Origin of the sequence: Streptomyces olivochromogenes (assembly GCF_001514115.1) — a bacterium.
Taxonomy (GTDB): Bacteria; Actinomycetota; Actinomycetes; order Streptomycetales; family Streptomycetaceae; genus Streptomyces; species Streptomyces olivochromogenes.
This window is the reverse complement of record NZ_KQ948476.1, coordinates 39,831-52,743: the sequence shown is the minus strand read 5'-3', so window position 1 is coordinate 52,743 and position 12,913 is coordinate 39,831. Positions and strand designations below refer to the sequence as shown.

General features: G+C 68.4%; 12 protein-coding genes and 2 pseudogenes. 4 read left to right on the top strand and 10 right to left on the bottom strand.

The genetic code is table 11. The features are described from left to right. The first annotated feature begins 57 nt into the window (after positions 1-57). Positions 58-642: a YrhB domain-containing protein gene (locus tag AQJ27_RS43145; RefSeq protein WP_067381935.1), complete on the top strand. Its 585-nt coding sequence runs from the start codon at positions 58-60 to the stop codon at positions 640-642. On the opposite strand, the gene AQJ27_RS59365 is transcribed toward AQJ27_RS43145, so the two are convergent. Then, positions 624-1,022 (bottom strand): DUF3885 domain-containing protein, encoded by a 399-nt coding sequence (locus AQJ27_RS59365; protein WP_425275272.1) that lies wholly within the window; start codon positions 1,020-1,022, stop codon positions 624-626. The genes AQJ27_RS43145 and AQJ27_RS59365 overlap by 19 nt on opposite strands. Before the next feature lie 605 nt (positions 1,023-1,627). On the opposite strand from AQJ27_RS59365, the gene AQJ27_RS43135 reads away from it, so the two are divergent. Continuing rightward, on the top strand, positions 1,628-2,245 hold the full coding sequence (locus AQJ27_RS43135; protein WP_067381932.1) for a DUF6000 family protein: 618 nt from the start codon (positions 1,628-1,630) through the stop codon (positions 2,243-2,245). Between the two features lie 56 nt (positions 2,246-2,301). Here the strand turns inward: AQJ27_RS43135 and AQJ27_RS43130 are convergent, their stop codons facing one another. Beyond that, positions 2,302-3,048 (bottom strand): hypothetical protein, encoded by a 747-nt coding sequence (locus tag AQJ27_RS43130; protein WP_235613830.1) that lies wholly within the window; start codon positions 3,046-3,048, stop codon positions 2,302-2,304. A 644-nt stretch (positions 3,049-3,692) separates the two neighbouring features. On the opposite strand from AQJ27_RS43130, the gene AQJ27_RS43125 reads away from it, so the two are divergent. Beyond that, positions 3,693-3,932, top strand: coding sequence for a hypothetical protein (locus AQJ27_RS43125; RefSeq protein WP_067381929.1), 240 nt, complete (start codon positions 3,693-3,695; stop codon positions 3,930-3,932). A gap of 175 nt (positions 3,933-4,107) precedes the next feature. Here the strand turns inward: AQJ27_RS43125 and AQJ27_RS61010 are convergent. The 3 genes and pseudogenes from AQJ27_RS61010 to AQJ27_RS43110 all read right to left on the bottom strand — a co-directional run. Beyond that, positions 4,108-4,460: pseudogene (locus AQJ27_RS61010) on the bottom strand (transposase); the annotation flags it as partial. A 284-nt stretch (positions 4,461-4,744) separates the two neighbouring features. After that, entirely contained in the window at positions 4,745-5,476 is a 732-nt protein-coding gene (locus AQJ27_RS43115) for a hypothetical protein (RefSeq protein ID WP_067381926.1), read from the bottom strand. Between the two features lie 579 nt (positions 5,477-6,055). Beyond that, positions 6,056-6,844 (bottom strand): SAM-dependent methyltransferase, encoded by a 789-nt coding sequence (locus AQJ27_RS43110; RefSeq protein ID WP_067381923.1) that lies wholly within the window; start codon positions 6,842-6,844, stop codon positions 6,056-6,058. Between the two features lie 255 nt (positions 6,845-7,099). On the opposite strand from AQJ27_RS43110, the gene AQJ27_RS58090 reads away from it, so the two are divergent. After that, positions 7,100-7,402 carry a hypothetical protein gene (locus tag AQJ27_RS58090; RefSeq protein WP_201264452.1) on the top strand — a complete coding sequence of 101 codons (303 nt, stop codon included), beginning with the start codon at positions 7,100-7,102 and terminating at the stop codon, positions 7,400-7,402. Positions 7,403-7,836: 434 nt separating this feature from the next. Here the strand turns inward: AQJ27_RS58090 and AQJ27_RS43095 are convergent, their stop codons facing one another. From AQJ27_RS43095 to AQJ27_RS43075, 5 genes and pseudogenes are all read right to left on the bottom strand, one after another. Then, positions 7,837-8,340: a hypothetical protein gene (locus AQJ27_RS43095; protein WP_107120720.1), complete on the bottom strand. Its 504-nt coding sequence runs from the start codon at positions 8,338-8,340 to the stop codon at positions 7,837-7,839. A 257-nt stretch (positions 8,341-8,597) separates the two neighbouring features. Beyond that, entirely contained in the window at positions 8,598-8,933 is a 336-nt protein-coding gene (locus AQJ27_RS43090; protein ID WP_067381911.1) for a lysine transporter LysE, read from the bottom strand. Between the two features lie 374 nt (positions 8,934-9,307). After that, a pseudogene (locus tag AQJ27_RS43085) lies at positions 9,308-9,809 on the bottom strand (transposase); the annotation flags it as partial. Between the two features lie 644 nt (positions 9,810-10,453). Continuing rightward, positions 10,454-12,070, bottom strand: a complete 1,617-nt coding sequence (locus AQJ27_RS43080; protein WP_235613828.1) for a sensor histidine kinase — start codon at positions 12,068-12,070, stop codon at positions 10,454-10,456. Then, positions 12,063-12,791 carry a response regulator transcription factor gene (locus tag AQJ27_RS43075; RefSeq protein WP_067381908.1) on the bottom strand — a complete coding sequence of 243 codons (729 nt, stop codon included), beginning with the start codon at positions 12,789-12,791 and terminating at the stop codon, positions 12,063-12,065. The genes AQJ27_RS43080 and AQJ27_RS43075 overlap by 8 nt, the downstream gene beginning before the upstream one ends. Positions 12,792-12,913: the final 122 nt, after the last annotated feature.

Here is a 12,913-nt window from a genome sequence, read left to right as displayed (position 1 = left end):
CGCTTGGCCGTGCGAATTCGCTGGTCCGCAGAGGGGTCGGTACGGGATGCTGCACGCGTGATCGAGCGAGAAGCCGCCGTTCGGGCTGTCGAAGAACAGCTGGAGCGCGACTATCAGCAGTGGCGGGCTGTGAGTGTGGACGCGATACGGATGGCTGTGGTTCGCGTCGAGGAGCACGAACTGGTGTGGATCGTCTCCTGGCAGTCCGAGGAGTTCGTACGCACTCGGAACTCGAGGTACATGCTGGTCGGTAATGGGCCGTACCTGGTCGACCGCGTCGACGGGGGACTACACCAGATCGGCGTCGTCTCCGCGAAAACAGGGGAGTGGGAGACCGACTACCGGGCCCGGATACGTGGGCTGCCGGTGCGTACCGCAGTAGACGACCTGCACGATGAGCTCTGCGGAGTCGCCGCTACGCGCAGACGCATGCACGCTGCGCGGACACTGCGCCGGAGGCTGCCTGTGCTCTCGCCTGCGGAGGCCATCGAGTACGTGAGCGCCCTGCTGGACGGTGATGTGCCCGCGCGCCTCGTAGCCGTCGCCACCAAGGAACTCGTCGAGCCTCTCAACCCGGTACTTGCGGTGAAGACCATTCTGAGTGGAGCGGTGATCCGAATCGGTCAGAGACCCGACGGATGACGGGAAAGCCGGTCGGCATGCCGATCGCGCACCCGGTCCCGTTCCTCGGACGTGGCGAGGAAGACGTCGGCGCCACCGTCGTAGGGGTGGTGGATGCGCTGCATGCGGGTGTCGGTGATGAGAATTCCCGCCACCTTGTCGTCGGCGATGTCTCGGAGCAGCTCGTCGATGCAGCCTCGCCGCCAGGGCCGGCGGGCGGCGAAGAGGTGGCAGTACGTGCGGAAGTCAGGGTCAGGATCGTCCTCCACCAGCAGGCTCTGCCAGTACCCCGTGGCGGGTTGCGATGACGGAACCTCGGCTTCGGTCGTCCAGAGTGGAGTGATCACATACACCTCCGCGCCAGCGAACAACTCATCGAGGACGGTGTTGTAACGCTCCAGGACAACGGCGTACTCGCTCTCGTCCTCGGCATACCGCTTGCCCCCGGCAGGCTGTGAAAACGCACCCAGACATCCCGATATGGGTCACGGAGCTTGTACCCAACCGGAGGGCAACTGGGCCATCGCTGCTGCCACAGCTCCGTCAGATCTGTCTGCCCGTCTCCAGACACCCGTCGCACTCAACCTCTCGTGTATGGCCTTACCGACGACCATGATGCCGGTGCTCGCGAGCGAGAGACACCGACTTCTTCATCCGCAGATTGCTCGGGCGGTTGGGCTCGGTGAAGGCAGAGACGTTGGTGCTCATGGCGGGAGTCCTCTCGGATCAGGCGGCCAGCGAGTGCGTGGCCAGGACGGCGGTGTAGCTGGTGGGGTCCACGGGTGTGCCGTCGTAGCACTCCAGGCAGCAGCCGAGCTTTTCGGATATTGGCGGAGTGCACTTGATCCGTAGCCGCGGTAGTCCGGTGCCAAGTCGCCGCAGGAGCCTCGCGCGCGTGGGTGGGTGGGTGAGTATGACGAACCGCGTAGGCCGTCGCCTTTCCTCGGACAAGCAGCGCAAGGAATGGGCTGGCCTCGTTTCACACCAGCAAGGCAGGATCGGCCGTGTGATACGCCATCCCCAAGACGATGCCGAGTTGCTGGCCCTGGTTCGCCGCTATGTCACGCCCGAGCGGCGCTACCTGAAGCTCGGCGGCAGCATGCTGCGCATGCAAAGTCCTGAGTGCGACCGATTCATGCGAGAACTTTGCGAGGACGCGGGACTCATCACCGCGGCTGAGATCGCCACTCTTCTTGAGGGCGGCTGGCGAGAGCGGAGAACTGCGGCTTGGCTCGTAGCTGTCTCTCGCCGGACCGAGTTCCGTGAGCGCCTCGGGGAACTCCTGCTGGCCAGCGAGGTCTGCTGTGTTGGGCTGGCCTATAGCGTGGCCCTGGCCAGTTTCGGAACGGCGCGCGACGCTGATCTGCTCGCCACCTACCTTGATCGCTACCTCTGCCGCCCTGACCTCGCGTACGACCAGACGGTCGTCATGGGCGCTCTTCAGTTCATCGACCTGAACCTAGGAGGTGGTCAAGCCGACCGCTTCCGGGAACCGGGCAGCCTGTGGCAGCAGTGGCTCCAGGATGCACCTCACATGCAGGGCGACTCGGACCCCACCCCCTCCAATTTGAGCCTCATCCGTCGGCTTTGTGCGTTCGTCGATGAATGCGCCGAGGCGCGATAACGGACCCCATCTTCTGGTGGTCTCGCTGGACCACGGCCCACCGCTCTTGGGAGCGGTCAGATCTGTGTGCGGGACGCGATGTAGTCGAGCCAGTCGCGTCTGGCGTATCCGGTCCAGCGGGTGGCGTTGCTGATGCTGGTGCCGGTGAAGTTGGCGAGGACGGATGCCGGCAGGTCGGTGGCCAGCGCGAGACGAGCGTTGTTGCGGCCGGGGCGGGGCGCGATGCCGTATCGGCGGAGCTTCAAGTTGAGGTAGGTGGCTCCGAGAGGGCGGGCGGGCTCCTGGCCGGGGAACAGCCACGGTGTTGTGCTGGCTGTCTGATCGAGCTGCCAGCGTGCCTGGCACGGGTCGCGTAGCGCACGGACCAACCGGGCGACTTCGGGCGGCAGCGGAAGACGGTGGCCTGCGAGATTGAGCGCCACCATCGCGTTGTCGTCTATGACGTCGTGCACGGTGAGTTCGAGCAGTTTGGTGTGCTGCAGCCCGAAGAGGAGCGTCAGGGCGCCAGCCGTACGAACATCGAGAGGCAGAGCATCGTCGCTGAGACACCGGTGCAGCTGTTCGGCCTGCTCCTCGTCCATGATGAAGACGCTGGGTGCGGCGATGCGAGCCCGGGGAACTACAAGCTCGCCAACAAGGCCCCGACCTCGCGCCCAGGTGACGATGGCACGCACCTCACGACGTTCCACAGCCCCTTCCTCCAGCCACATCTCGAGTTCTGGCTGTGCGAGTTCCCCGAGGGCGATGCCGTGCTCGTCGAGCCAGTCGAGCAGTTCCAGGGCCCGGCGCAGTCGCGATCGCATCTGGTGCTGCGTGCCGGCGCGTAGCGGACGGGGCCGGTGGGCCGCTGGGGGAGCGGTGCCTGGGCCAAGAGGGCGTCCGCCCAGCGGGGCGGGGCCTCCAATCGTTCGTCCCGCAGCGGCAGCACCGCGTCGGCGACGAGGACGTCGCGGATGTAGCGAGTGGTCGGTGTGTTGGGCAGGTCGTCGAGCTGTTGGTGGGTGAACTCACCATGAGAAGAGGCTAGTTGAGCCAGGAGGGCGGGCACTCCGTCGCGGGTCAGCCAATGCGCCCCTCGGCGGGGGTGTCCGGCGGCGGCGAGAGCCGAGTGGAAGTCCTGCCGCTGTGCCTGGACCGTTGCGCCTTCTCCACCGAGCGCTTTGGGCCTGTCGACTTTCTACGGCCGGCAACCCCCCGGCCTCATCCACGGCCGGCACCCCGGCCCGGCGGCCCGGCCGGACACGGCCATTGCCGTCCCCGGTGATAAAAGCAGTGTCACCCGCGCCGCCGCGGGCCGCCCCGAAGCGGGGGCCGACTCTGTGGAGCAGCCCGTTCGCCGTGACGGGGACGCGCGGGCCACCGCAGTGCCTCCGTTGTCCGTACGGGACCGCTGCCGCGTCATCGTCCGTCCGTAACCCGCCGCCCCAGCAAGGAGAACCGGCTCCGTATGAGTGAGAACACCGAGGACGTCGTCCGGCACGCGGAGAGCGCGGCCCGCTCTCTCGCCCAGTTCGTCACCGACCTCCAGTACCGGGGGACCGGGATCGAGTACCCGGTGGAGGCCTCCCGCATCTACCGCGATCTCACCCCGCGCCGCAGGCGAGATGGCGGCAGGCCTCACTCTGCTCAGGACCTCCGTGGAAGGCCTCCGGGATCAGGACCGCCTGATGACCGACTACCGGGGTGAGCGCGGCTCGGCGAGGTGCTCCAGCGCTACACCGACTCATCCCTCGCGGCGGAGCAACTCGCAGACGTGCTGGGCATGGTCTTCCCCGTCACCGAGCACCCGGCGTACATGGGCGCCGGCCAGGCGTGGTCGCGCGCCTGGCCCGTGCGACCGACCGCGGTGTGGGTCCGGTGCGTCAGGAGTCCAGCACAAGACCTGTGCTGGTGAGGCAGCCGTCGATCAGGTGCGGGCGGTACTGGATCATCTTGAGTTTCGCTTCACTGCTCGGGTGATCTGGCTGAGATCGGCGGCGGCGAGGTTGCCGATGTCGCGCTTGACCAGGGACCAGATACCGTCCTGAGGGTTCAGGTCGGGCGCGTAGGTCGGCAACTGGAACACGGTGAGCCAGTCGGCGTTGGCCTCGAAGAACTCCCGCAGCGGCGCGACCAGGTGCATGCGCAGGTTGTCCCACACGAGCACGATCGGGCCGCCGAGCTGTGAGTGGGCGTGGATGATCAGGTCGCTATAGTCCTTCCAGCCGAACCCCTTGAACCTGACGGCGGGCCCACCACCTGGTGGTGGGCCCGTTCCGTATTCGTCTGTCGGCAAGGAAAGGCCCGTCTTCCTCCCGGACCGGGCGGGCGAGGATTCGGCGGATCTACTGGAAAAGGCCCGCCGTGTCACGAACGGAACCGCCGGTACGCCTGAGGTACGTGAGCCGGGAATCAGAGCGGTGGCCACCGTCTGCTTTGGCTGCCAGCGAGTCCCAGTACAGGGCATGGCTGCCCGCCTTGCTGAGGCTCGGGACCGTCCGGTGTGGGCCGGGTGGCGACTCAGCCCAGCTGTTGGGCGTTCAGACCGATGAGGCGTTCGTAGGCGGGGTTTTCGTCGGGGTAGACGACCTGAATGTCGACGGGAAGGGCCGTCCCGGGATCGACGCTGTGTCCGCCGCCTGCGGGGGAGCCGAGCAGGACGGCACCGTCGGTGCCGTTGCGGAGGATCTCCCCCCAGAAGGCGTCGATGAAGCTCTTGGACAGTGAGGTTCCCCCCGGCAGGGCACCGAAGCCCACGGTCCACCTCGTGACGCGGGTGTCCTCGGCGTACATCGTGAGCCGGTAGGAGTAGAGGTGCCCCGGGCCTTCCGCCCAGTGGCCGCGCAGCTCCTGGTCGACGCGCAGGTTCCCCACGAAGCGGGACGCCAGTGCGGACTGGGCCTGGTCGTTCCAGGAGCCGTTCGGGCTCCCGGCCATGGGGATGGCGGCCAGGTTCGCGATCGAGGTCCCCCGGTCCACCGGCAGTGAGTGCCCCTGCTGGTTGGCGGCCGAGAAGAGCGCGTTGTCCTCGACGGTGTTGTTGACGACCCCGCTCACCCCGTCACCGCTGTGGTCGAACCCGTACTCGGAGAAGTTGTTGACGTACGCGCCCATCGGAATGGCCAGGATCTTGTCTCCACGCCCCGGGGTCTGGCCCACGTTGAAGCCAGTGGCCCGGTAGAGACAGAAGTTCCCCTCGGGGCACGCCTCGGCGCCCTGTCCGTAGATCAGCTTCGGTTCCTTGTCGCTCACTGCGCTCCCTCACCGCTAACGGCTGATGCGGCTGCCTGGGGGCCGACCATGCTGGCCGGTTCCCAGGCAGCCGCCGGGTTCTGCGGACCGTGACCGCCCCGGGTGCTGTTCGAGAGCGGATCCCAGTACATCGTGGCGACGGAAACGGCACAGACGCCCGATCGGCACGCTATGCGACGATGTTGCTATTTAGCGTAATGACACGTAGGGCTGCATGGACGCGTCACTCAGCACGCAGAAGGCTTACGCCCGGCTGGACCCGGGGAGAGAGACCTGATTTTGATCTTTATCTTCGGGCTGGACCGGGCCAGGGTGTCGGAAGAGCGGCGGCGCAAGGGCAGGCGGTCTCCCTGTGATGTCGCCATGACGATCTCTGGGCAGGGAAAGCCGCTGATACGTGTCCTGTACGACGAGTCCCGCCGCGACCTGCGGGAGCCGGACTACCCCCGTCCCGTCCGTCGGTGAGCTGACCGGCCTGGTTGGCGATCCCCGGCCGGAGGCCGTCCCCCGCACCCTGGGTTTCGGCGGAGCGGAGTTGCCAGCCACCGGGGGCGAGGTGGAGGAGAAGGTGACGGCCTGTCAGGGAACGCGTGCCACTCCGGTGTAGATACCGCTGCCCTCGGGCGCGGGCGCGGGGGCCGTCTTGAACCACTCGGGGGCGGTGACCAGGCCTGGGTCGAGAAGGTCCAGGCCGTCGAAGAAGCGGGTGACTTCCGGGCGGGTGCGGAAGCCGAGGCGGATGCCGCCCTTGGCGTATTCGGCGGTGACCTGTTCCGCCAGTTCCGGGTAGAGGTCGGAGGCGGCGTGCGACAGCACGAGGTGACTGCCTGGCGGCAGGGTGGCGACCAGGCCGCGGACGATGCCGTGGGCGTCCTGCTCGTCCGTGATGAAGTGCATCAGCGCGATCAAGGACAGTGCGATCGGGCGGTTGAAGTCCAGTACGGCGCGGGCGCGTTCGAGGATGGAGTCCGGCTGCCGTACATCGGCCTCGATGTAGTCCGTGACCCCTTCGGGATGGCTGATCAGCAGGGCTTCCGCATGCCGCAGCACGATCGGGTCGTTGTCGGTATAGACGACCTTCGCCGTCGGCGTGATCTGTTGGACGATCTGGTGCAGATTCGGCCGGGTGGGGATGCCGGTGCCGATGTCGAGGAACTGATCGATGCCCTGTGCGGCGAGCCAGGCGGCCGCCCGGTGCATGAACTGACGGTTCTGCCGGGCCGCGTCACGTGCTTCGGGCGGTAGCTTCTCGCCCACTGCCTCGTCGACGGGGTAGTTGTCCTTGCCGCCCAAGAGCCAGTCATAGACCCTGGCGGGATGCGCCGTGGCCGTGTGGAAACGCGAGGGGATGGGTATGTCGGGCGTCATGACGGGCTCCAGCGCGCGAGGCGATCAGCGGTGCTTTCCGATCACCGTAGTCTGGCACAGCATCTCGCCTGCCCGTAAAGGGAGTTGACGGTTGCCGGTGCGGGTGCCGAAAGCCCCATCCATGGCCTGTGGCGTGCAGGTTCTTGTGAACGGGTGACGGTCGCCGGACGGGTCGTGTCAGGCTGATTGATCGTGCTGCTGTGACTGTCCTGCCTCGCTGTGTCGAGCGTGTTCGCCCTCATGAGACTGCTCCCGATGAGTGATGTGGGCAAGGACATCGAGATATTGACGCTGTGCCATCAGCTGGCCGTCGTGCAGCGGCAGATCGACAGGCCGCGCGTCACCAGCGCGATCGAGGTCATGCCGTTAGACGGGCGGCCCGGCAGCACCGAGGCCCTGGACGACCGCTCCCGATGTCACAAGAAGGAAAGCGCTAGGGCGCGTGTTTCGGAAGCCTGCCTGAACGTCTGCCGGGACAGTGTGATCTTCGCAGGGGAAGTGCCCGCACCCAGGTCCTGGTCGGCACCGGCTACCAGAACGTGGACGCCTGGTCGCTGACCCAGACCTTCCCGACGACCGGGGACACCACCACCCCGTCGCCGTGCACACCGGCAAGGACGGCGGCACCACGGTTCGGCGTTCTTCACCACCCAGCGCCTGACCGGTATCCCCTCGGGGTGCGGGCGAGGCGCAGCACGAAAACGCCCAGTGAGGTCAGCGTACTTAGCTGACCGCGGGCACACGGTGTCCGCCATATCGGCGCTGGTGTCGAGGGCGTCGATTACAGACTGGGCGAACGTCGGCGATCCGGCCTGGCACCTCAGCGACGAGGATGGTGGTGGGTACGGCCATTTCCCGAGCGATACGGCGACGCAGATGATGAGGATCAGAACATGAAGGACGAGGCCAGGGCCATTCTGCGGCAGTTCGAGCAGGGCGAGCCCGTCGTCTCCGAGGACGGCAGGCGCACGGCTGCTGCTTGGGACCACGTGTCACTGACCGCGGTGATTGCCCACGCCTATGGTCTGTGGGTGCACGAGATGGCGGTCGCGCGGCCGGGCGGAGGCGACCGGCTTGAGGAGGTCGTACGCGGCCTGTTCCCGGACTTCGGCGGGAATCGATTCGCGGGCACTGCGGATGACGCCGTGCTCCTCACACGGGGGCTGCTCGGCGACTTCGAGGATGGGGCCGCGGCGGACGCCAAAGGACTGGGCACTCTGTACAACCTCGCGGCACTGTTGCACGCTGCGATGCTGCGTTCTCAGCTCTCTGAGCCGGACCTGGAAGAGCTGCTGGCGCGGGCAGAGGCCGAGTATGCGGGAACCGTGGCCTCCGGCGAGCTCGCCCGCGCTCAGGTGCGGGACGGCCACGTGGGGCCTTGGGATGTGACCGAAGTCGAGAACCGCGCCGTCGAGGGTGGCCAGATCGACCTCGGGGCCCTGCGAGTGCCTGTCGTCCCGGGCATAGAGATCCGGCCCGAGGGGATTGGTGCGCAAGGTCAGGGGCCTGGACGTCGGCAAGACCGCCCACCGCGGCAACGGACTCACCCCGGCCGGGAAGGAAGAAGGTCTTCGACAAACCGCTGCCCAACAGCGAACCCAAGCTGCGGGCCGTGCTCCGCGATGGCACGTTCTACGAGTCACGCGTCCCCGAAACAGCCATCGCATGACCGGCCCCGGTCTTGCGATGGCTGAGCGTTCATTTGGCCGCTGAGCGTTGCACCGGCCGGCTGAGCCCATGGAGCCAAACGGCCTCACAGGCAGTCGCACCCTGTGGCGTAGAGCAGAAGGAAGAGGGCCGTCATGGCGGCCACAGTGAAGCCGACAGCGGTCAGAGCGGCGAGGCCCCGACGGCGACCCTTCGTGGGAGTGCGGAAGGTCTGCCAGGCCCCGTGGGCTAGGAAGAAGCTGAGCAGCCCGGCCCCCGCGATGGTGAAGCGTGGGCTGAAGGACCAGCTCAGGTAGGCGATCAGAGCCAGGCAGCCGAGCAGGGCGCAGGCGAGCAGGCTGAGGATCACCTCGGCGACGGCTTCTCCCACCATCTCGATCAGGAAGTCGCCGACGCCTTTCGCTGCCCTGCGGACCCCCACGGCGCTCCTCCACCCTCGCGTCCGATGGCCCCGAGTGGGGCCTGGTAGGGAGGACCTCCGCCGAGCCGAAATGGTTGCCGAGGTGCTCAGGAGCTGCCAGCTACGGCACACAGTCACACCTTGACGAAGGGCATAGAGGCCCCCCCAGCACAACTACCGCACCACGGCGCGCGGCAAGCAGGTGGCCGTCAGTCTCCTGCTGGACTGGTGGATGGCCGGGCGGGCCTCCAGCCCGCCCGGCTCAACCTCGCCATGAAGCTGATGTCAACGGCCGCCCCGGCGGCTTGTCAGAGGCCGGCGCCGCGCATCATGCTCAGCATCACGCGGACGGCCGCCTCCTCCTCGTCCACGTCCACGCTCTCCCAGCCCTTGGCGTCCGGGTCTCCAGGTGTCCATTGGCCAGCCGCGACAAGCCGCTCCACCACAGTGCGGAGCTGGGCGGCGGTGACCGCGGTCGCATCGTCTTTCGGCCCGAGCCGGACCACGTCCAAGATCCCGGTCCACGAGGTGGCCCCGGGCTCCAGGACGGCGACGAAGGAGTACGGCCAGCCCGGGATGAATGGGGAGGCGGACCTCGCCCGGCCGTAGACATGGCAGAACAACCTGTCCGCCGAACACGGCGCGTCCGAGCGCAGCCACGGTGACGTCGACCGCGAGCACCAGGCGGTCACCGTCGAAGCATTGCAGTGGCATGTCGGCCAACAGGGCCCGCAACCTGTCGACCTCGATCCGGCCGTGGTTGAGGGCTCCGTACAAAGCGCCGTGACCACGCCGGTGCTCGGGCACCAGCGTCAACTCCACCGGCGAGGTGACCGGCCCGTCGACGCACAGCAGCGCGTCGGTGAGCTTGAACAACTCATCCCGCCGGGCAGTCAGACACTTATAGAACTCACCCCGGAAGCGTGACGCTTCCGCGAACGCTTCCCGCCGGCAGCAACAGGCAGCAGACTCACCCTCACGGCCTTCGTCGTGGTCGCGTGCACCTTGGTCGGAGCACAGGATCAGACGAAGGCCGCCCCCGCATCCGGCGAATCCCCATGCGAGCGAATCCGTTCGAGACGCCATTCGAGACCGTGGCACCATGTACCGCATGACGACGAACCGAAAGGTCCATGCCGCGTAGACGGCCAGGACAGATCCGTGTCGGCGCCCCCGGCAGCCACCGGACAACAGGTGCAAGGCCAGTCATCGACGGCCTGTCTTCGCGTGCACTGTCCGAGATCATCCGTCTCGAGCACGCCCGCAACTATCTGCAGCCAGACGACGTCAGCGCGGCTGTGGGCCTGTGGAAGGACTACGTCCACCAGCCCGAGCGTGACCTTTGGCACGACTACGAGTGGGACAACGTGCACTGGTTCTGCTGCGGAAACCCTCTCGAAGCCCGAGCCCTCCTCGACACCGTGATGCAGGCTATATCCCCACGAAGCGCCCGCGAACTTCGAAAGATCGTCAGCCGATCAGACGCCATCTGGAACCTTCCGTCCCCGCCCTACGACGCGGACGGAAGATAAAGAACAAGCTCAGGGGCGGGGCCGTATCGACATCGGGTTTCCCGCGGGCAGGCGGAGGACGAAGCACGCCCCCGAACCCTTCGGCTGCACCGCCAGCACGAGCAGGCCGCCGTGCCGGGCCGCCAGATCGCGGGCTATGGCGAGGCCGAGGCCGGTGCCGCCGTCCGTACGGGCGCGGGACTCGTCCAGACGGGTGAACCGCTTGAATATCCGTTCGCTGTCGGCTTCCGCGACGCCGACCCCGTCGTCGCGGACGGTGCACAGCACCGACCCGGGTGCGGCCGAGTCCCGGGCCACGGTCAGCAGCACGTGGCCGACGGCGTGGCGCAGGGCGTTGTCGAGCAGGTTCCGGAGGATCCGTTCGAGGTCACCGGGCGCCGCGGACACCGTCGTCGCGGCATCCGGCGAGGCGACGAGGAGATCCACCTTCGGGGAACCCCCGGCGCGTTCCGCGTACTCCTCCACGAGCCGGCCCGCCAGTGCCGCCACGTCGACCCGTTCGGCGGGGGCCGGCGGAGCGCCTGCGTCCAGCCGGGCCAGCAGGAGCAGTTCCTCCGTCAGACCGCTCAGCCGCCGCGCCTGCCGGCCGGCCGCGGACACCACGGCGGGCCAGTCGGCCCGGTCGGGGTAGGCGGTGGCCACCTCCAGCCCCGCGAGCAGGGTGGCGAGCGGGCTGCGCAGTTCGTGCGCGGCGTCCGCAACGAACCGGCGCTGTGCCGTGGCCGCCTCCTCCAACCGCTGCAGGGTGGCGTTGATGGTCAGTGCCAGTTCCGCCACCTCGTCGGCGGTGTCGGGTACCTCCACCCGTTCGCGGGGGTCCGTCGCGGTCACCGAGGCGGTGCGCGCCCTGATCGCCTCGACCGGCCGCAGCGCCCGCCGCGTGGCCAGCCAGGCCACCCCGGCCACCAGCGCGGTCGCGACGGGAACGGCCACGCCGAGTTCCCCGTCGAGTTCGCCGACCGCCCGCTCGGCATCGTCCGGGACGATCAGGACGTACACCCGGACCCGGGCGCCGGCGGCCACCCCGCGCCCCTGCGTCTCGCCGGGCAGGTAGGAGGCGGGCACTGTCCCTTCGACGGTGGTCAGGGTGTGTCCGGACAGCGGGCGGGCCGCCGGCTCGGCCGTGGCGGGGAACGTGAACCGGCGTCTGGTGTACAGGGGCAGGCTCCCGCCCCGGCCCGGGCCCGGGAGGAACGCGTGGCCGTCCTTCTCGTACGGCTCCAGCTCGGGACTGGACGCCAGGAGCACGCCGTCGTCGGCGACGATTTCGTACGGCGCTCCCCAGGGGCCGCCGATGGATGAGTCGGCGGTTGCGCTGAGCAGGGTGTCGACCTGCTGCTGGGCCACCGACGAAGTGGCCCGCAGCCGCTCGTCGTACAGCTGATGCCGCATCAGCAGGGCCCCGGAGGTGAAGAGCACGGCCGCGGCGAAGGCGGCGGCGAGCGCGGAACGCGCCCGCACCGAGCGTGGGAGAACCCGCAGCGAGCGGAGAACCCGTACCGAGCGTGGGAGCAGGCGGGCGCGCTGAAGCCGGCGGAGCATGCCGGGTGGGAACGCGGGTACCAGGGTGTGGCGCCCGCTCGGATCCCGGCCGTTCGGATCCCGGCCGTTCGGGACGTCAGTCACCGGAGTTCCGCCCGGCCTGGGGCTCCTGAACGGCGCCTTCTCTCGTCTCTCCGCGGTCGTCGACCAACCGGTAGCCCACCCCGCGCACCGTCAGGAGGGACTGCCGTCCGAAGGCCGTGTCGATCTTCCGGCGCAGGGCGCTGACCCGGACCTCGACCAGGTTGAGGTCCTCGGCCTCGTCCGGCCAGGCGTGGTGCAGGATCTCCGACTTCGTGACCGCTTCGCCCGGCCGCCGTGCGAGCACCTCGGCGACTCCGAACTCCCGGGGTGTGAGCGGGACGGCGACGCCCGACCTGAGGCAGGTTCTGGCCGCCACGTCCAGCACCAGGTCGCCCACCGCCAGCAGCGGGGAGGCCGCTCCCCGCGCCCGGCGCATGAGCGCGCGCAGCCGTGCGACCAGGACCAGGTAGGTGAACGGCTTGGTGACGTAGTCGTCGGCGCCGGTGTCGAGAGCCTCGGCCTGGTCCCAGTCGCCGTCCTTCGCGGTGAGCACCAGCACGGGGGTGGTGATGCCCTCGCGGCGCAGCTCCGCGCAGACCCGGTAGCCGTTGAGCAGCGGCAGCATCAGGTCGAGCACGACGGCCGCGTAGTCACCCGTGCGGGCCTTCCACAGGCCCTCGCGGCCGTCATGGGCCACGTCCACGCGATAGCCCTCGGCCGTCAGCCCGAGGCGCAGCGTCTCCGCCAGTTCGCGCTCGTCCTCCACCACCAGAATCCTCATCCCGCCAGCCTGGCACAGGCTTCCGGCGGCTCCCTGATCGCTTCGTCAGGTTCGGTCAGGCCCCGGTCAGCGGCTCTCCGGCACGGTGTCCGGGCCCCAGAAGGGTGCTCGCCGTGCCGGCC